Annotated in this window: 15 protein-coding genes; 9 read left to right on the top strand and 6 right to left on the bottom strand. The window is 50.1% G+C overall.

All coding sequences use genetic code 11. The annotated features are described in order from the left end of the window. The first annotated feature begins 48 nt into the window (after window positions 1-48). From ACL02P_RS06570 to ACL02P_RS06555, 4 genes are all read left to right on the top strand, one after another. On the top strand, window positions 49-972 hold the full coding sequence (locus tag ACL02P_RS06570) for an ABC transporter permease (RefSeq protein WP_036644015.1): 924 nt from the start codon (window positions 49-51) through the stop codon (window positions 970-972). Between the two features lie 12 nt (window positions 973-984). Further along, window positions 985-1,896 (top strand): carbohydrate ABC transporter permease, encoded by a 912-nt coding sequence (locus ACL02P_RS06565; protein ID WP_412836988.1) that lies wholly within the window; start codon window positions 985-987, stop codon window positions 1,894-1,896. 39 nt (window positions 1,897-1,935) lie between these two features. Continuing rightward, the gene (locus ACL02P_RS06560; RefSeq protein WP_009223303.1) at window positions 1,936-3,540 is read left to right on the top strand and encodes a DUF3502 domain-containing protein; all 1,605 of its coding nucleotides are present in this window, start codon (window positions 1,936-1,938) and stop codon (window positions 3,538-3,540) included. Window positions 3,541-3,730: 190 nt separating this feature from the next. Further along, entirely contained in the window at window positions 3,731-5,032 is a 1,302-nt protein-coding gene (locus ACL02P_RS06555) for an Nramp family divalent metal transporter (RefSeq protein ID WP_412836987.1), read from the top strand. 129 nt (window positions 5,033-5,161) lie between these two features. On the opposite strand, the gene ACL02P_RS06550 is transcribed toward ACL02P_RS06555, so the two are convergent. The 6 genes from ACL02P_RS06550 to ACL02P_RS06525 all read right to left on the bottom strand — a co-directional run bounded on the left by ACL02P_RS06550 (window position 5,162) and on the right by ACL02P_RS06525 (window position 10,797). Beyond that, on the bottom strand, window positions 5,162-5,554 hold the full coding sequence (locus ACL02P_RS06550; RefSeq protein ID WP_036643827.1) for a hypothetical protein: 393 nt from the start codon (window positions 5,552-5,554) through the stop codon (window positions 5,162-5,164). Between the two features lie 85 nt (window positions 5,555-5,639). Next, entirely contained in the window at window positions 5,640-7,106 is a 1,467-nt protein-coding gene (locus tag ACL02P_RS06545; protein WP_323076549.1) for a 4-hydroxyphenylacetate 3-hydroxylase family protein, read from the bottom strand. 226 nt (window positions 7,107-7,332) lie between these two features. Further along, entirely contained in the window at window positions 7,333-8,697 is a 1,365-nt protein-coding gene (locus tag ACL02P_RS06540) for an ISNCY family transposase (RefSeq protein WP_019007868.1), read from the bottom strand. Window positions 8,698-8,866: 169 nt separating this feature from the next. Continuing rightward, entirely contained in the window at window positions 8,867-9,517 is a 651-nt protein-coding gene (sleB, locus tag ACL02P_RS06535; protein ID WP_036643830.1) for a spore cortex-lytic enzyme, read from the bottom strand. Window positions 9,518-9,659: 142 nt separating this feature from the next. After that, on the bottom strand, window positions 9,660-9,872 hold the full coding sequence (locus tag ACL02P_RS06530) for a hypothetical protein (RefSeq protein ID WP_412836986.1): 213 nt from the start codon (window positions 9,870-9,872) through the stop codon (window positions 9,660-9,662). A 31-nt stretch (window positions 9,873-9,903) separates the two neighbouring features. Continuing rightward, entirely contained in the window at window positions 9,904-10,797 is an 894-nt protein-coding gene (locus tag ACL02P_RS06525) for a serine/threonine protein kinase (protein WP_412836985.1), read from the bottom strand. Window positions 10,798-10,946: 149 nt separating this feature from the next. Here ACL02P_RS06525 and ACL02P_RS06520 point away from each other — a divergent pair, with 149 nt between their 5' ends. The 5 genes from ACL02P_RS06520 (at window position 10,947) to ACL02P_RS06500 (ending at window position 18,227) form a co-directional block, all read left to right on the top strand. After that, window positions 10,947-13,346, top strand: a complete 2,400-nt coding sequence (locus ACL02P_RS06520) for a polyprenyl synthetase family protein (protein WP_009223309.1) — start codon at window positions 10,947-10,949, stop codon at window positions 13,344-13,346. A 314-nt stretch (window positions 13,347-13,660) separates the two neighbouring features. Continuing rightward, a complete protein-coding gene (locus ACL02P_RS06515) occupies window positions 13,661-15,139 on the top strand; it encodes an Lsa family ABC-F type ribosomal protection protein (RefSeq protein ID WP_323076551.1) in 1,479 nt (492 codons plus the stop codon). Window positions 15,140-15,268: 129 nt separating this feature from the next. Continuing rightward, entirely contained in the window at window positions 15,269-16,360 is a 1,092-nt protein-coding gene (locus ACL02P_RS06510) for an iron ABC transporter permease (RefSeq protein WP_339302139.1), read from the top strand. Window positions 16,361-16,363: 3 nt separating this feature from the next. Then, entirely contained in the window at window positions 16,364-17,125 is a 762-nt protein-coding gene (locus ACL02P_RS06505; RefSeq protein ID WP_339302140.1) for an ABC transporter ATP-binding protein, read from the top strand. 16 nt (window positions 17,126-17,141) lie between these two features. Then, entirely contained in the window at window positions 17,142-18,227 is a 1,086-nt protein-coding gene (locus tag ACL02P_RS06500) for an ABC transporter substrate-binding protein (RefSeq protein WP_339302141.1), read from the top strand. The last annotated feature ends 154 nt before the right edge of the window (window positions 18,228-18,381 follow it).

Genomic DNA, 18,381 nt, shown 5'->3' with positions numbered 1-18,381 from the left:
GAAATCACGACGCCAACAAAGGTACGCCAGCGGCCGCAGCTTCACCGGATGCGCCAGCAGGGGTGGTTCAAACGGTTTTGGAACAACAAAACGCTGTTGCTGATGTGTCTGCCGGCTATCATCTTCTTTATCATTTTCGCGTATTTGCCGATGCCCGGCTTGTATCTGGCTTTTATCAAGTACAACTACACGGATGGTATTTTTAAGAGTCCGTTCGTGGGGTTCGATAACTTTCGATTCCTTGTGATGACGGGGGATTTGTGGCGGCTGACTTTTAACACGGTGGTTTATAATCTGGCCTTCATCCTGCTGGGGAACGTCTTGCAAATTACCGTTGCGGTGTTCCTGAACGAACTTCGTCTCAAATGGTTTAAAAAGCTAACCCAAACCTTGATGTTCCTGCCGCACTTTATTTCGGCGGTCCTGATTGGTCTGATCGCTTACAACGTGCTGAGCTACGACTACGGTCTGCTCAACAGCATCCTGACTTCGCTGGGATTCGATCCGGTGAAGACGTATTCGAACGCCACGATCTGGCCGTTTATCATCGTGTTGACGTACTTATGGCAATCGACAGGGTATGGATCGATCGTATATTTCGCCGCCATTATGGGCCTGGATAACGAAATTGTCGAAGCGGCGGAAATCGACGGGGCCGGCGCATTCCAGCGCATTCGTTATATTGTGCTCCCTTGGCTGAAGCCCACCTTTATCATTTTGCTCCTGTTTTCGCTTGGCGGGATATTGCGCGGGAACTTCGGCTTATTCTTCAACCTGGTGGGAGCTAACAACACCGCGCTGTACGCGACGACGGATATCATCGAAACGTATGTGTTCCGCGCCCTCATGACCAACTTCAACTTCTCGATCGGGAGCGCCGTCAGCCTCTATCAATCCGTCTTTGGATTTGTGGTGGTTATCACCGCCAACTGGCTGGTCAAGAAGGTTTCGCCCGACAACTCATTATTTTAGGAGGTACAAGGCATGGATGACGCTCATGAAACGCGAAGCATCCGCACAGATCTAGGCGGCATTATCGTCAAAATCGTCGGCTACCTGTTTATCGGCTTCTTCGCCTTATGCTGTTTGCTGCCCTTCCTGCTGGTCCTTGGCACATCCTTTACGTCGGAAGCGGCGATTAAACGGTTTGGCTTCAATTTCTGGCCCCGGGAATTCAGCACCTTCGCTTACAAAATCGTCTTCGAAAATCCGGATCTCATCATTGGCTCCTATCTCGTGACCATCGGCATTACAATCTGCGGTACCGCACTGGGTTTGTTCTTGGTGGCGATGACGGGGTATGCGCTGCAACGGCCCGATTTTACTTACCGGAATCGCATCTCTTTCTTTATCTACTTTACGACCTTGTTCAGTGGCGGGCTGGTTCCGTTTTACCTGCTGGTGACACAGTATTTGGGCCTGAAGGATAACTACTTGGCCGTCTTGCTGCCCGGTCTGCTTAGTCCATTCCTGATCATCATGATGAAAAGCTTCGTTCGCTCCATTCCCCACGCGATCACGGAATCTGCCAAAATCGACGGGGCCGGAGATTTCACCATCTTTATCCGCCTAATCTTACCTATGACTACACCAGTCTTGGCCACGATCGGCTTGTTTATCGCCCTGGGGTATTGGAATGAATGGTACAACTCCATGTTGTTCTTATCGCCGGACATGAAGTACCGCCCGCTGCAGCTGTTCCTGTATAACGTCATCACCAGCGCGGACTTCATCCGAAATTCGGCCGCGGCTTCGAACGTGGAGCTGCGCGATGTGCCGCTCGAATCGATGAAGATGGCGACGGCTATCGTGGCGACGGGCCCGGTGATTTTATTTTATCCGTTTGTGCAGCGCTATTTTATCAAAGGCATCACGGTTGGCGCTGTCAAAGGCTAAGGCTTCACAATTTCAAATAGATGAAGGAGGTTTGTGTGAATGGTTCGATGGAAGAAGGCGTCAATTTGGGTCATGGTGAGCCTGCTGGTGTTGCTGCTGGCGTCCTGCGGCGGCGGCTCAAACAACAAAGGGGCGGGCAGCGATGCGGCAAACAATGGGGTGAATTCGGTGAACACCGGTCAAGAGACGGACACGGGAATCGACACATCCAAGTTCGTGAAGATCAGTTATCTCGTTTTGGGGGATAAGCCAAAGAACGGTCAGTTCGAAAAGGTGCTTGCAGAAGTCAACAAAATCATGAAGGAAAAAATCAACGCCGAGCTGGAATGGAAATGGATCGAATGGGCGGATTGGCAGACCAAATACAATCTGGCGTTAGCCTCTGGGGAACCGATTGATCTGATTACGATCGGAACCGACTGGCTCGACACCTGGGGGAATGCGCAGCGCGGCGCCTTCATGAATCTGGATGAACTCCTGCCGAAATACGCGCCGGAAACGTGGAAATCAATCCCGGAAGAGGATTGGGAAGAAAGTAAATACAACGGCAAAATCGTCCTGATTCCGGAGAACGATTACACGCAGTGGGTCAATCACGGTTTCTTCTACCGCGGCGATTGGGCGAAGGAGGCCGGGATTACCGAACCGATCAAGGATTGGGAGGGCATCGAGAAATACTTGCAGTACATTAAGGACAACAAACCGGATGTGATTCCGTGGGACGCAGCGTCAGGCACGCAAACCTGGGGTGGATTTGTTCAATCGTATACGGATGAGCTGGAGCTTCCAATTTCGACCGGTTTCTTGCCCGTATTTACGGCTAAATCCTATGAAGAGCGATTTACTGCTGTAAGTCCAATCTTCGAGGACGTGTTCTTGGATTATGCCACGATGATGAAAAGATGGGCGGATCAAGGCTTCTGGCGTGAAGACGCCCTGAATAACAAGAACAACAACCGCGATGCGCTGAAAGCCGGCTTGTCGGGGCTTGATCAGCATCATACACAGACGTTCTCTGGACTTCGCGTCGAAATGGATAAAGCACAACCTGGTTCGGAGCTGCAAATGTTCCCATTCTCCCGGACGCGCGGCACCAACCTTATGGAGCTGTCGATTACTCATGGCGGTACATCTGTAGGGGCGCACAGCAAAAACCCGGAACGCGCGCTGATGGCCTATGATCTGATTCGCAATAATGAAGAGATTTATCATCTGATCAACTATGGGATCGAAGGCGTACAATACGTGATCAAAGATGGCAAACGTGCACGTCCTGAAGGTTATGATGACGCAAGAGACGGCTTTTATTCCGATTTCTGGGGCGGCCGTGTCGACAAGTTTGAAATTCCCAGCGAAACGACCTGGGATCAGATCGAAGAGACGTTGTATGCGGAATACGATAAGATCAAGAAGCCATATGTATACGGTCGCTTCGTATTTGATAAAACGCCGGTAGAAGCTGAATTGACCGCGATCTCGCAGGTAACCGGAGAGCTTGGTCCGGCCATCGTGATGGGGAAAGCCGGAGACCCGGCGAAGGCGGTTGAAGAGTTCCGCAACAAGCTGAAGCAGGCCGGATACGATAAAGTGTTGGCCGAGCTGCAAAAGCAGTTGGACGCTTATAAAGTTCAGATCGGTGAATAATCGTTATACGGAAAAACAGAACGGACCCGCGAATCGCGGGTCTGTTTTTTTGTGAGAGATTGCAAGTTCGCAAGAAAATGGATTTACATTTTTCAAAATGAGGCATATACTAAAACTATAAAGTTGCACTGAGGAAACTTTAATGGATATAGACAACTTTAGTGGGCGCAAGCGCAAGGGAGGGATTCTCATGATGGAACAAAGTATTGCGCAACAAACGACTCCAGTCACATCCAATGGATTGGATCATAAAACGTCCGTACATGCCGCATTGGACGGCAGAACGAAAGGTCTGAAACGGCTTCTTCCGTTTCTTGGACCTGCGTTTATCGCTGCGGTTGCTTATATCGATCCCGGTAATTTTGCAACGAACATCACCGCAGGATCGAAGTACGGGTATCTATTGTTATGGGTGATTTTCGCTTCGAATTTGATGGCGGTGCTGATTCAGTCGTTATCGGCGAAACTAGGGATCGCCACTGGCAAGAATTTGCCCGAGGTTGCTCACGATCGATTTCCGAAGGGCGTGTCGATCTTCCTGTGGATTCAGAGCGAGTTGGTCATTATCGCTACGGATCTGGCCGAATTTATCGGGGCGGCGTTAGGGCTCTATCTGCTATTTGGCATTCCGATGCTGCCCGCTGCCGTGATCACCGCGATTGGCTCCTTTGCGATCTTGGAGCTGCAGCGTCGGGGATATCGCGCACTGGAGGCGGGAATCGCCGCGATGGTGCTGATCGTTGTTTTGGCCTTTGCCTTTCAAGTGATTGCGGCGAATCCGGATTTTGCTGCCGTTGGCGCAGGCTTAGTGACTCCTCGCTTTGACGGAGTGGACAGCGTCTTGCTGGCTGCGGGTATCTTAGGGGCCACCGTAATGCCTCACGCGATTTATCTGCACTCCTCGTTAACACAAAACCGGATTGTGGGACGCAATGAGGCCGAGAAGAAGAAAATTTTTAAACTGGAATTCATCGATATCGTGTTGGCGATGTTGATTGCCGGGGCCGTGAATATGGCGATGGTCGTTGTCTCCGCAGGGCTGCTCTTCAAAAATGGTCTAGTGGTTGAAGATCTGGACGTCGCCTTCCAACAATTCGGAACGATCGCCGGACCGTTCACCGCCATTTCTTTCGGACTGGGACTGCTGATTGCCGGCCTCTCGAGTTCTTCGGTGGGTACGATGGCCGGGGATGTGGTGATGCAGGGGTTCATCAACAAACGAATTAACCTGTACGTGCGGCGGGCGATTACCACCATTCCGCCGCTGGCGATCATCGTGTCGGGCGTGAACCCGACGAATGCCCTGGTCATGAGCCAAGTGGTGTTGTCGTTTGGGATTGCCTTTGCCTTGATTCCTTTGATCTTGTTCACCTCGAACCGCAAAATTATGGGCGGCCTCGTGAATCATCGGGTGACCACAACGCTGGGGTGGATGATCTCCGCTTTGGTCGTTAGCTTGAACCTGTTCCTGGTCGTTCAAATGCTCTGGTGAGGTACGTAACAATGAGGACTTCCATTTCCGCGTTGGTGCGGGATGGAGGTCCTTTTTTCAAGTGGACAAGCTAGGGAAAAGCAAAAGCGAAAGAGAGCCGTTTGTGGGCTATCTCCTTCGCTGTCTGCTTTAGAAGCACGTGAATGAGCGAATCCGATTCAAATCGATGCCGAAGTATCCCCAGAAGAAACCAAACCACCGGAATCCGGCAATCGAATTCCGCCCGACGAATACCGGGAAGAACCAGAATTGCTCCCCATTGTTCAGCCAAACGTAGGTGTTGCGGAACAAGCAACGTCTAATTCCGCCCGGATCGATGGCAAACGTGCCGACTTGCATTTGCGGTACAAATTGTGGTGGTGGAGAGGTTGGCGGCTGAACGCCTCCCGGTGCTCCTCCCGGAGTACCTGGGAATCCTCCAGGACCTCCCCCTGGAAAACCACCTGGAAATCCTGGACCACCAGGTACGCCAGGCCCTCCCGGAAATCCTCCGCCGGGTCCCGGCGATGGAAAAAATCCCATATGTGATCGCTCCCTTCAATGTATAGGCACAATCATCATATGCAAATGCGGAGAGGGCGGTTGGGCGAATGCCATGGAAATTGTTTTATTTTTCGTGCTTCTCACTCAGGCCAAGAAACTGGTAAATTCGCGACTTGTATTGCTCCAGGCTTTCGTAGCAGCCATACATGCGGCTTGCGATCGTCTTCCCATTCCCAAAGAAGAAGCGTTCAAACTGGTTTTGTCTGCCGCCAAACGCGCTGCCGCCCAGCTCCCAGGCCAGCCTGAAGAGGGCGATGCGATCTTTTGCCAGACTGGATATTCCCTGCAAATAGGTATCGAGGTAAGCTTGGTTTTCCGAATTGAAGTCTGCCCCAAACGGGTTCATGATCAGTTGGCTGGCGCTAATCGTACGGATCATCTTCAGCGCTTCCTCATGCAGATCGGGAAACTGGATACCCGCGGCGGTCAGCGGTGCCAGCGCTGGAACATAGTAACCGGATGCGGTGAAGGTTCCGCCGGTCTCGGCCGCCATACGCAATGCTTTCAGGTTCTCCAGCATTGCCATGATTTTGGCGATTGAATGAAGGAACGAGGGCTCGCCATCCGCATTCTGCTCCATGGCCAACGCTTGCAGCAGCCCTAGGAAAAATTCAGTCTTCGCAATGTACCGCGTGAGGATCTGGTGACCGGCGTATGCATGGAAGTGCCCTTCATGAAACAACCGATCGCACAAATCCTCTTCGCCGAAGAAAAATACCCGATCCCGCGGAACGAGAACCCGATCAAAGATCACCATCGTGTCCATTTCCTCAAACCGGCTGGAGAGGGGGTGATCATAACTTGAATCAAACGCGTGGCTCTCTCGGCAAATAAAGGTCATTCCCTCCAAATCATTTGGTACCGCAAAAGCGAATGCGCTGGGATTCACCTTCCCGTCTCCCAACATAAAGGAAGGCGTGGGGAGGACGAGGATTTCCTCGCAGGTGGGTCCCTGGGTCGCCATCAGAAAAGCACCGCTTACGACAAGACCCTCAGGAAGGATCTCTACCACCTTGGCGGCCAGGGATTCATCATGATCAACCGGTCCGGACATTTTGCTGATCATCGGCTGAACAAAGGCATGGGATAACGTGATGTCATTTTCCCGACAATACTCGTAATACGTACGCAGATTCTGTCCATACTCCGGCGCGACAGCCTCCATCATGGAGGCAGCGGTATAAAACGACATCAACGCGGTGTTCATATAGTCGGGGGAACGGCCGAGAAATCCATGATGCAAACCGGCCCAAATCTCGGACATCCTCCTTCTGCGAACTAACTCTTCGGGAGTGGTCGGCGGCAAAAATGAAAGGCCAACGCGCTCCTCGGTGGTCGGTGACACATACGTCATGACGTCCCGCAGGTCATCCTCGCATTGCTTATCGTACATCGCGGCCTGCGTCCGGATCAGACCTCGAAAGGCAGGGTGCTCGGATAACGGAACGTTAACGCGTTCGCCGTTGTACCATAACCGGATGCGCTTGCGGTTGATCCGTTCGATGTACTGTTTTCCGTTTTTAATGGGCATCGTCTTCTTTGTCCCCTTTACTTGTAATAAGTGCAGTTTTTATATATAGTGCAGGGGCATTTAGGAATGTGCTTCTTAAAAGAACAGGATCTTGCGAAATTCGCAAGACCCTGTTTCAGCTCTGATTCATTAACTAGTTGCTCCTGAAAAAGTCGATTTTCAAAAATAGTTTCGGGTTGCTGGCTGGGTTGTGAGGGGGAACTTTCCCTAATGATCGGTTTCCATGTTAGTTTTGGAGCATTTTTGCCGCTCTTTGCAGGTTGTGGGTCAGAATCCCGAAGCCGACCCAGCATTTTGAGCCGACAAAGCCCCGATACCTGCTGCGGTTCAAACCGTACTTCCGCTTGAGAAGACTAATCTTCGCTTCTCCAGCTGCACGGTAACGCTGCAAGTCTTTGAACCATAATTCGTTTTCGTACTCGGATCGGGCAATGCCTTTTTTGCCCTTTCGCGGCAAGCTAGCTCGCTTCACACCAAGTTCGGTAATGGCCGTTTCGTTCTTCTTGCTTGAGAAACCGCGGTCGGTCGCTACAGCTTGCGGCGCTTTGCCGAATTGCTTGATATGCGCCTGTACAGCGGGAACGAGCAGTTCATCATCCGAGGGGTTCCCCTCGTAGACAGCGTAGCCGGTCACAAAGCCGCTTTCCGTCTCGTCGATTCGCACCTTGTAGCCGAACTCAGTTCCTTTGGCCAGCTTACCTTTCTTAATCGGTCTTGCTTCCGGGTCAAAGAAACTGACGATCCGATCTGCGATGATTCGATTGCCGGAAACGACCTGTTTGGCTTGTTCCAACAACTTGCCGGTTAGCGTGACCGCCTCGGTCAGTTTGGTTTTACTTTGTCGAAGAGCAGCTTTGCCCTTGTCTTGCAGTTTCTCGATAACGGCTTGCGCCTTGTTCACAACGTTCTCGGCTACTTCGATTACGCTCCCAGTGATCCGGTCAACTTCTTCCCAAGATTCACGGGTGCGGCGACGTAGAACTTTCGCGATGGACAGAATCTTTTCCTTGATTTCTGCCGTACGATCTTCAAAGCCTTGAACAGTGTGGGAGGCGACTTTCCGGATTTTCTGAATCGTTCGAGTGATGACTTTTACGCCATCTTGCAACAGCGTAGCGTCTGTCGGGTGATGGATGTCGGATTCCACAACCGTCGTATCCGTGCGCAATTTGCGGGTTTTCAGAACGGCTTTTTCCTCACACTGCTTTACGAGTGCGGCATTGATGTCTTCGACGATCTTGTCGCCGTAGCGTTTGCGGGCATAGATGAGCGTAGACGGGTCGGGCATCGGTTCGTCGATGGCAAACCGGCAGAACATTCGCCATGTGATGCTGTCACCGACTTCCTTCACGAGTGACTCGTAGCCCAAATTGTATTTATGCTTCAGGACCATAAGACGGATGTACTTTTCAATTGCAAGCGTAGGACGGCCGCTTTTCTTGCCTTTCGGGTGCAACTCAGTAAACGGTTGAAGAAAACGGTCGTCGTCCAGTAATTGATCTATGATTGCAAGCTCGACCGGCAACTTTCTAACAGATTCCGGGAGAATGGCATCCCAGATGGTCAATTGCTCGTCTCGAAGTTTCAACATTTTCTTCACCTCTTGGAAGGATTCCCGAGGGCTTCTGTTGAACTCCTATAGCAAAGGAATTCTTCCCTCGGGGTGTGGAACTTTGTTATCTCGTCAATAACAATTTCCATTTTGAGGTGCTGAATTCCTTTTAATTATGCTCAAAACACCCTGACTTTTTCAGGGGAAACTAACTAGTGAAGATGTGGTTGCCGATTTGAAGCTTCTGCGGACGCGACCAAATCCATTTGCTTGTCGCTGTTTTTGGATTGAAATAATAAAGCGAACCGTAGGACGGATCCCAACCTCTGACCGCATCCAGTGCAGCTAGATAAGCCGTGCGGTCCGGTGTAAGCCAAATTTGTCCGTCATCGACCGCAGTAAAGGCGCCCGGTTGAAACACGACACCGTTGATTGTATCAGGGAATAAAGACGATTGAATCCGATTCATGACGACGGCACCCACCGCCACTTGTCCGGTATACGGCTCACCTCGAGCTTCACTATAAATCACTCGGGCCAACAGATCCATTTCGCTTTGATTTAGCGAATATTTTCTCAGCGCCGCCCAAGTCTGGGGGCCAGCCACACCGTCAACCTGAAGCCCGTAACGCGACTGGAACGTACGCACGGCTTGTTGCGTTTTTGTCCCGTAATATCCGGTAAGTTGTTCATTGAAGATGCCCAGCGCCTTCAGTCGGTATTGAAGATCCCAGACATCCCCGCTCGTGGAGCCCAGCTTCAGCGTCCCGGAGGCTGCCTGCGTTGGCGCTGCTCCGCCCAACAGGCCTACCGAGAGCACGATCACAAAGAGTAAAAGGAATCCTCGGAATTTGTTCATTTTGGGTGACCTCCTTTCCCTACAACATTGTAGGGAAGACTGTAGAGCGGGACAACCTACAACTTTTGGCATTCAGCGGGAAGTCAGGGAAGGGGTGAGAAAAAAATCCCCCTCAAAGGTTGAGGGGGAGACAGGTTTCCGGCTAACTGGAGCTATGTCTTCTCGATTTGTAATAACCGGATCCCATGTAGCCGTGGCGGTGCTTGTAGTCGGAGGAGGAGCGTCCCATCATCGGCCGAGTGTACCCGTGGCTGCTGCTGTAGCGCTTACCGTAATGTCTAGCCGAGCTGACGTAATGCCTTCGATGGCTATGCGTAGCGGAATGAAGTAATTTATTCAGAAATCTTCTCAGCATGTCATGTCCCTACCTTTCTGATATGAAATCCTTACATTCTATTGTATTCGTTGTTGGACATAAAAGAAAACGGACGTTCCGCCGCCTGGGACAAAAAGACGCGCATGGCCTTAGCAGCTTCTAAAGCGTCCGCAAAGGGCTGGCGCAGTTGGAGCAGCCGCTCAATGATTTCGATCAGGGAGTGGGAGAGGGGCAGCTCTTCCTGCCAGCTTAGATCCTTAGAGTTTGTGGCGGAGCGAGAGGATTCAAAGGCAGAGTAGAGCAAGAACAGCATAAAATGGCCGACATCCACCAGATCCGATTGCGGCTCCGCCGGGCTCTGTAAACGAGTCACATATGGACTTGACCCGATGGACCCACGAAATGACTTAACTTCCAGCAGTGACAACGGTGGTTCACCCATCGCGCGGGCCAACCCAAAATCGATTAGGCTGAGTTGTCCCTCCTGCAGCAGGATGTTAGGCATTCGCAAATCAAGATGAACGAATCCCTGCTGATGGATGTACCCGATCAGCTCCAGCAGCTGCAGGGTGATTTGGGCACTATCTGCTTCGCCAAAGCGTTGTCCTTGCTCAAAAATCAAATCCTCCAGCGTTGATCCTTCCACCAAGGACATCACCAAAAAGGAATGACGTTTATTCGTAATCCATTCTTTAAAAACGGGGAGCCGCGGGTGATTTAAGGATTGCAGGATCCGTGCTTCTTGCTCCAACAGCTGCCCGGACAATGCGCCTTTGCTGGGCCTGGCTTGCTTCAAGACAACCGGCCGATGCTCCAGCTGATCGAGGGCGAGATAGGTGATTCCGTAGCTGCCTTCGCCGATCACGTCCTGGATCAGATAACGCTGTCCGATCAGCGTGTTCGGATCTGCTCGGTAATCCCGCCATGCTGCGACAAACTCCCGAATATAAGCTGGAAATCGCATGCCCGCGTCCCCTCCTTCCATAAAATCATTCCTAGACCTAAGTCTAGGTTGGATACAGACTATTGCACGTTTTTGACGTTCTGTCGTTTATACTATTATAAAAGATAATGGTCTTGGAAGAAGACAAAAATAAGCCGAGGGATGCAACGATGACGATAATGAAGGCGAACACGGAACAAGCGGATAGGTGGTATCAACGGGCCGAAAGCAAAGCCGCACGTTACTTGGACTTGTTGCAGGAACAGCTCCGCTCGAAGAGCTACGTGTCCAGACTGCTCGATGATTTCATATGGTGGAAAAAAAAGCACCTTCCACGTCAGAAATTGCTCCCGATCTGGCGACGCGGCGCCAAACCGCCCGATTCATCGGAGGGTTCCCGGTTTCTCGCATGGCTGGCCCGTGCAGGGAAGCTGGACGATTATTTGGAGCGGAGCGTTTCCTATATGTATCTGCGGGATCTCGGTCAGGATTTGTCCGATCCCCGAACCCGTGCCAAGATCCAACGCATGGCAGGCGGTTTGAAGAAGTCTCTCGTCTCACCGGATGAAGCAACGGTCGGAACGGGAATCATGGAAGAGATGATCAGCTTAGCTTCCGTCTATCGCTGGGCTCAGCGAGAGGGCGTGGAGGAAGCGGTGATTTGGGTGATGGAGCGGTTAAAGGGCGTTAGGTCCCATCTCCCGCCAGAAATGAATGCCGAGGAAGCCGAGCGCAAGCTCATCAAAATCATCTTGGGCGTCGTGATGCACGTCATGGACGAAATGGAGGGCCACAAAGGCTCTGCGGAGCGTTCCCGCCGGCTCGGAGAGGCAATCAAACTGGGATATTATTACGGGCTGACCTACCCGTTTATTGATGACCTGCTGGATTCCGGAGCCTTAAATGCCGAAGAGCAGGAACAATATTCCCGTATGATTCGCTTGACGATCCGAACGGGTATTGTACCCGAGCTTGGGGAGTGGAGCGGCCGCCATCAAGAGCTGGTTCGATATATCCATACTGAGCTTCGGGAAGCGTATGAATTTATCCGCGGTTATCAGAATCCGGGTACGCAGGACGTATTTTTCGAGCAATCGTATATCTTTTTTGAATCCCAGGACGCCGATCGCTGCAAAACATTACATGATGCGCATTATACCAATGAAGAGTTATACCTGCCCATTATTTTAAAATCCGCCTCGTCGCGGCTGATCGTTCGTTCCGTGATTTCTGCTCCCCAGGATGAGGGGTTTGACCAGCGTGTATTCTATTACGGCCTCTACAATCAGCTGGCTGACGACTTTGCGGACATGGCCGCAGACCTTGATGCAGGAGCGGTCACGCCTTATACGTATTATTTGACCTACCGGCATGAACGACCGGATTTGATCAATCCGTTTGAATTGTATTGGGCGGTCATTTCGCATTTGATCCACCATGTCTACCGTTCGGAGCCCCAAACCCGTGAAATCATTTTAGCGCGTGCCATCAATGGACTCAAACGATATCAAAGACGGGTTGGAGTAGAGCGGTTTCATGAAGTCTTGGCGATTTTTTCGATCGGTCATCCGGAGCTGGAGGATCTGATTCAGCTTCTGGTTCGTCGTGCGGCGGATGTAGATTTCTACGACAAATGGCTGCGGGACCAGTTGCTAATGGCGTTGCGAGCGAATCGGCAAGAGCAAGAAGCATTTGTTGAGCTTGTCCAAACCGCTCGAAAGCATGTAGATGCGATATTGCCAATTACAAGCACAGCATCGTCTTTGATTACGGAAGATCCCCTCCTGGTGGATACGGCCAATTACAGTCTGGAAGGCAGCGGGAAGCGGCTCCGCCCGATCTTAGCATGGGTGATGGGCGTGCAGGTATACGGACTGGATCCGGCTGCGTTATCCCCTTTGTTCCGGGCGCTCGAATACATGCATACCGCCTCTCTGATCTTTGATGACTTACCGTCTCAAGACAATTCTCCATCCCGCCGTGGCAAGCCAACGCTGCATGAAGTGCATAACAGCGCCATTGCCGAGCTTACGGGAATTTTCCTGATCCAGAAGGCGGTGGAAGAGCAGGCATCTTTGAAAGGCTTCGACAACGAGTCCGTGCTGGCGCTGCTGCAATACTTATCCCGGAAGGCCGGGGAGATCTGCATGGGGCAAGCGATGGACTTAAACGCCAAAGGCAAGGTGTTAACCGTAGAGGAGCTCGACCGGATTTGCTTCTACAAGACGGGAATTGCGTTTGAAGCCTGTTTGGTAGCACCGGCGATTTTGGCTCGGGCTAACGAGACGGAAATCGCCGTTCTGAAGAATTTTGCTTATCACACTGGCATCGCTTTTCAAATCAAAGACGATCTGCTGGATGGGGAAGGGGATCCGCGTTTACTCGGCAAACCAACGGGGAAGGACATTGAAAACGGCAGTTCCACCTATGTGACTGTACTGGGGACGGCTGAGGCAAACAAAGCGATGTGGGAGCATTATTGCCTGGCGATGGAAGCGCTCATGGAGCTCCCGAAACCTCCGGTTTTTCTTAAACACTTACTGCACTACATCATTAACCGGGAAACTTGAGCATGTCATCCTAAGATCGATTTGAATTGCTGTGGTGTGCCTTGCACTCATGTCAGCAGTATGTTAGAATACGACTATCTTAAATGAGGGAGCTGAAACGGATGGATATTTCTTGCTAAGAAGATGGAACCGTAATGCGAGCTTGAATCGCATGGTTTATTTCTTATGCAAGAAAGATACTTCATCCTTTCACTCCAATCGTATATATTCTAAATCCATCCCCGCCGGCAGGGTTGGATTTGTTGTATATTTTTGGGCTGCAGGAAAGGTATCTTTCTTGCAGCCCATTTTTTTATGCAGGAGGGATGTTGTTCATGTCATTAATTCATGTGAACCATCTAACGTTTGCCTATGAAGGCAGTTACGATAACATTTTCGAGGATGTGAGCTTTCGCATCGATACCGATTGGAGGCTGGGCTTTACCGGCCGGAACGGACGGGGGAAGACGACCTTCCTGAATTTGCTGCTCGGCAAATACGAATACAGCGGACAAATTTCCGCGGATGTCAGCTTCGATTACTTCCCGTTTGAGGTCAAGCATCCGGAGAAGAATACGCTGGATGTTGTAGAGGAAATTGTTCCGGTCTATGAGTTGTGGGAGCTCATGCGTGAGCTTTCTTTACTGCAGGTGTCCGATGATGTGCTGTACCGTCCTTTCGAGTCTTTGTCGAACGGGGAGCAGACCAAGGTAATGCTTGCCGCCTTATTTCTGAAAGAGAATCACTTCCTGCTGATCGATGAACCAACGAACCATTTGGACATGGAAGCCAGAGAGCTCGTGGGTGATTATTTAAACCGCAAGAACGGGTTTATCCTGGTTTCTCATGATCGCGCCTTTTTGGATCGCTGCGTGGATCACATCCTGTCCATCAACAAGACAAACATTGAGATTCAGAAGGGCAATTTCTCCGATTGGTGGGAAAATAAAAGGCGCCAGGACAACTATGAGTTAGCCGAAAACGAAAGGCTGCAGAAAGACATTAAACGCCTGTCGGAAGCGGCGAAGCGGACGAGCAACTGGTCGCATAAGGTGGAAAGTACGAAAAACGGCACACGAAATTCCGGCTCCAAAGTGGATAAGGGCTACATCGGTCATAAAGCGGCCAAGATGATGCAGCGCTCCAAATCGATCGAGCAACGACAACAGAACGCGATCGAGGAAAAGTCGAAGCTGCTCAAGAACATTGAAGCCTCAGAAAGCTTAAAAATCGCCCAGCTGCCTTACCATAAAACGCAGCTTGCCGAATTTGACCGCGTTTCGATCCACTACGGCGAGAAGCAGGTGTGCCGCGATATCAGCTTTACGATCGAACTAGGCGACCGGATCGTGCTGATGGGCCGTAACGGCTCGGGAAAGTCAAGCATTCTGAAGCTGCTTTGCGGGGAGGATATCCGCTATACCGGCACGGTACGTCAAGGGAGCCAATTGAAAATCTCTTATGTGTCTCAGCAAACCTCTTGGCTGCATGGGAATTTAACCGATTTTGCCAGAGAGCATGACATTGATGAAAGTTTGTTTAAAGCGATTTTGCGGAAATTGGATTTCTCCAGATTGCAGTTTGAGAAGGATATCGCGGATTACAGCGGGGGCCAGAAGAAAAAGGTGCTTATCGCGAAAAGCCTCTGCGAAAAAGCGCATTTGCTGGTATGGGACGAACCGCTGAATTTCATTGACGTGATCTCGCGTATGCAGATCGAAGATTTGCTGCTAACCTATGAGCCTACGATATTGTTTGTTGAGCATGATCGCGAGTTTTGCGAGCGGATTGCGACCAAACAGGTACAACTATAACATACTTTCAACCGCGTTCATCGCGGTTTTTTTATTTAAAAAATTTTCAAATTTCGGATTGTAATTTTATGAACAATGTCTTATTATCATATCTATGATAATGATTCTCATTATCATGATCATCGTTTTATGGGAGGTGAAATTCTGAATACTACAGCCGCGAATCAAAAAATGGGGAGTCTCTATTACCTCTTAATCCTCCTATTAATCGTACTGATTGGGGTATCCGCGGTTTATTCCGTATCCATTGGTCAAGTCCATATTCCATTTAAACAAGCGATAACCATTATGCTGAACTTCTTGTCACACGGTCGATGGGGGTCGCTGGAGCATATCGATAACCAATCCTACCTGAACATTATTCTGCAAGTTAGGATGCCTCGTGTCATCTTTGCTCTTCTTATCGGCATGGGACTCGCATTGTGCGGAGCCGTCATGCAGGCCGTGGTGCAAAACCCGCTCGCGGATCCATACATACTTGGCATCTCGTCCGGCGCTTCGCTTGGAGCCACCTTCGCCATACTGATCGGGTTCGGAAGCGGTGCGCTATTGTCCCAGTTCGGCGTAGCTTTTGGTGCCTTTGTTGGCGCGATGATCGCGTCGATCGCCGTGCTGATTCTATCCAGCATTGGAGGCAAAGCAACATCGGTGAAGCTCGTGTTATCCGGGGTTGTCCTCGGCGCTTTGTGCAGCTCCTTCTCCAGCTTGATCATCTATTTCGCCAACGATGCAGAGGGAATTAAATCCGTGACCTTCTGGGCGATGGGCAGTTTGGCTTCCTCCAGTTGGGACAAAACACCGATCCTGGCGGTGATTGTGATTCTAGGGTGCGGGCTGTTTCTATTTCAACATCGCGTGCTGAACACGATGCTGTTAGGCGATGAATCCGCGATTACCCTGGGGATTAACTTAAGCATTTTTCGCAAATTGTACATGGTCTTGACCGCGCTAATTACCGGTACGATGGTGGCTTACGCTGGGATGATCGGATTCGTAGGTCTGATCATCCCGCATATCGCCCGAGGTCTATTTGGCGCAGACCACAAGCGATTGATGCCTGGAACCCTGCTTCTAGGCGGACTGTTCCTGATCTGGTCGGACATTTTGTCCAGAACGCTCATCCATAACGTCGAATTACCCATCGGGATCATTACTTCGGTGATTGGGTCGCCCTTATTTATCTATATGATCGTGAAAAAAGGCTACAATTTCGGAGGTTAAAGCATGGAATTGACCGCGAAACACTTGGAGATCAAGATCGGAAAAAGAGAAATCGTCAAAAATGTTTCGATCCACGTCAAAAACAAGCAGTTTGTTGGACTGATCGGCCCCAATGGATGCGGAAAATCGACGTTGCTAAAAAGCATCTACAAGAGCTTGGTCCCGCAGAACGGCACCGTTTTTCTGAATGATATGGATGTATTAAAGACTTCAGAAAAAAAGGTGTCGCAACAATTAGGCGTGGTCGGTCAATTTAATGAGATGCATTTTGATCTAACGGTGCAACAAATGGTGATGTTGGGCCGGACACCCCACAAAAAATTGCTGGAGTCCGATAAGCAAGAGGATTATGAAATCGTAGAGGAAGCCTTAAGAAGAACGAATCTGCTCGAATACAAAAACCGCAGTTATTTGTCTTTGTCCGGGGGCGAGAAGCAGAGGGTTATTTTAGCGAGAACCATTGCCCAACAGCCCAAGTTCATGATTTTGGATGAACCTACGAATCACTTGGATATTCGTTATCAGCTAGAGATCTTAACCTGTGTGAAGTCGCTGCAGATCGGTGTGTTGGCAGCGCTTCACGACTTGGAAATGGCCGCCCATTATTGCGATTACCTATATGCGATCAAGGACGGCGAGGTTTATGCACACGGAAGACCGGAAGAAGTTCTGACACCGGAAGTTATCGAGTCACTTTATCACATCAAATGCCAGACATATATCAATCCGATTACGAACGGATTAAGCTTCGCATATGGAATTTAGAAGGGGAGAACGAAGGATGAAGAAGAAAATATGGCTTGCCTTAAGTTTAACATTCCTGCTGACATTAACGGCTTGCGGAGGGGCAAACACGAGCACAAGCACAAGCAGCGGCTCGGCGTCAGCGCAAAATCAAACTGAAAATCAAACTCAAAACCAAGCTCAAAATCAAGAAGCAGCTACCAGCCAGTATCCCGTAACGATCGTTAACTACGCGAAAGCGGAAGGCGGTACGGTGTGGGAAGAGAAAGAGCAAGTCTTCGACAAAGCGCCTGAACGGATCATGGCGAATACAAGACCAGCCGCTGAATTGCTGTTGCATTTAGGGTTAGGCGATAAAATTGTTGGGGTCGGAGCAAACTTCGGTGCACCGGATCCATCGGTGGAAGAGGAATACAACAAACTGAACATTTTGAGCGATGGATACGTTGGGAAGGAAGTTACCCTTGGAACGGATCCGGATCTGGTCTTTGGGCGCGGCGGTTTATTTGAGAACGCCGATTGGGGTGTCGGCACCGTTGACGTATTAAATGATATGGGCATTAAAACTTATGTTTTAGAGTCTTCGATTACCGGAGGAACCTATGAATCAGTCTACAAGGATATCGAGAATTTAGGGAAAATCTTTAATGTGCAGGATAAGGCAAATGAATTTATTCAAGAATTAAAAGCAAGACAAGAAGTCATTAGCTCCAAACTGGCGGGCATTACCGAAGAAAAAACCTTCGCTTTATTATTTATGAGCGATCCAAATGAAGTCAGCGTCTATGCCGCCCATGCTGAAACCTTCTTTAACGATGCGTTCCATATGGTGAAGCTTAAGAATGTCTTCGAAAATAATACCAGCGACGAGGTAAGTGTGGAATCGCTGATCGGGGCCGACCCGGACGTCCTGATCGTCCCGGATTGGAGAACCTATGACGGATCGGATCCCAACACGCTCAAAGAAGCGCTTTATAACAATCCGAAATTATCCAGCATGAAGGCGATCAAGAACAAACAGATCTACGCGGTCGACTACAACTATATGTTTGGCTATGGCTACAACACGATTGATGGGATGGAGCAGTTGGCGAAAGAAATGTATCCGGATTTGTTTAAATAAACGGTGGGATATAAAAAAACAAGGCAAACCGCAAAAGCGGATTGCCTTGTTTTTTGTTAATTATTGTAGCTTTCTACGCCTCGACGTTATCTAACTGGGCAGCTTTGGCAGCTTGTTTGACATGCATTGTTTTCATAACGAATCGAGCGATCGG

The organism is Paenibacillus sp. MB22_1, from assembly GCF_047200555.1.
Taxonomy (GTDB): domain Bacteria; phylum Bacillota; class Bacilli; order Paenibacillales; family Paenibacillaceae; genus Fontibacillus; species Fontibacillus phoenicis.
The sequence above is the reverse complement of the archived record's forward strand: the minus strand, read 5'-3'. Positions and strand labels throughout refer to the sequence as shown.

Excerpts from the sequence above, each read along its gene's own strand:
- ACL02P_RS06550 (WP_036643827.1), bottom strand. The coding sequence starts at position 5,554 with ATGGGATTTTTTCCATCGCCGGGACCCGGCGGAGGATTTCCGGGAGGG.
- ACL02P_RS06520 (WP_009223309.1), top strand. The coding sequence starts at position 10,947 with ATGACGATAATGAAGGCGAACACGGAACAAGCGGATAGGTGGTATCAA.
- ACL02P_RS06510 (WP_339302139.1), top strand. The coding sequence starts at position 15,269 with ATGGGAGGTGAAATTCTGAATACTACAGCCGCGAATCAAAAAATGGGG.
- ACL02P_RS06525 (WP_412836985.1), bottom strand. The coding sequence starts at position 10,797 with ATGCGATTTCCAGCTTATATTCGGGAGTTTGTCGCAGCATGGCGGGAT.
- ACL02P_RS06545 (WP_323076549.1), bottom strand. The coding sequence starts at position 7,106 with ATGCCCATTAAAAACGGAAAACAGTACATCGAACGGATCAACCGCAAG.
- sleB (WP_036643830.1), bottom strand. The coding sequence starts at position 9,517 with ATGAACAAATTCCGAGGATTCCTTTTACTCTTTGTGATCGTGCTCTCG.
- ACL02P_RS06540 (WP_019007868.1), bottom strand. The coding sequence starts at position 8,697 with ATGTTGAAACTTCGAGACGAGCAATTGACCATCTGGGATGCCATTCTC.
- ACL02P_RS06570 (WP_036644015.1), top strand. The coding sequence starts at position 49 with ATGCGCCAGCAGGGGTGGTTCAAACGGTTTTGGAACAACAAAACGCTG.
- ACL02P_RS06530 (WP_412836986.1), bottom strand. The coding sequence starts at position 9,872 with ATGCTGAGAAGATTTCTGAATAAATTACTTCATTCCGCTACGCATAGC.
- ACL02P_RS06500 (WP_339302141.1), top strand. The coding sequence starts at position 17,142 with ATGAAGAAGAAAATATGGCTTGCCTTAAGTTTAACATTCCTGCTGACA.
- ACL02P_RS06565 (WP_412836988.1), top strand. The coding sequence starts at position 985 with ATGGATGACGCTCATGAAACGCGAAGCATCCGCACAGATCTAGGCGGC.
- ACL02P_RS06560 (WP_009223303.1), top strand. The coding sequence starts at position 1,936 with ATGGTTCGATGGAAGAAGGCGTCAATTTGGGTCATGGTGAGCCTGCTG.
- ACL02P_RS06555 (WP_412836987.1), top strand. The coding sequence starts at position 3,731 with ATGATGGAACAAAGTATTGCGCAACAAACGACTCCAGTCACATCCAAT.
- ACL02P_RS06515 (WP_323076551.1), top strand. The coding sequence starts at position 13,661 with ATGTCATTAATTCATGTGAACCATCTAACGTTTGCCTATGAAGGCAGT.
- ACL02P_RS06505 (WP_339302140.1), top strand. The coding sequence starts at position 16,364 with ATGGAATTGACCGCGAAACACTTGGAGATCAAGATCGGAAAAAGAGAA.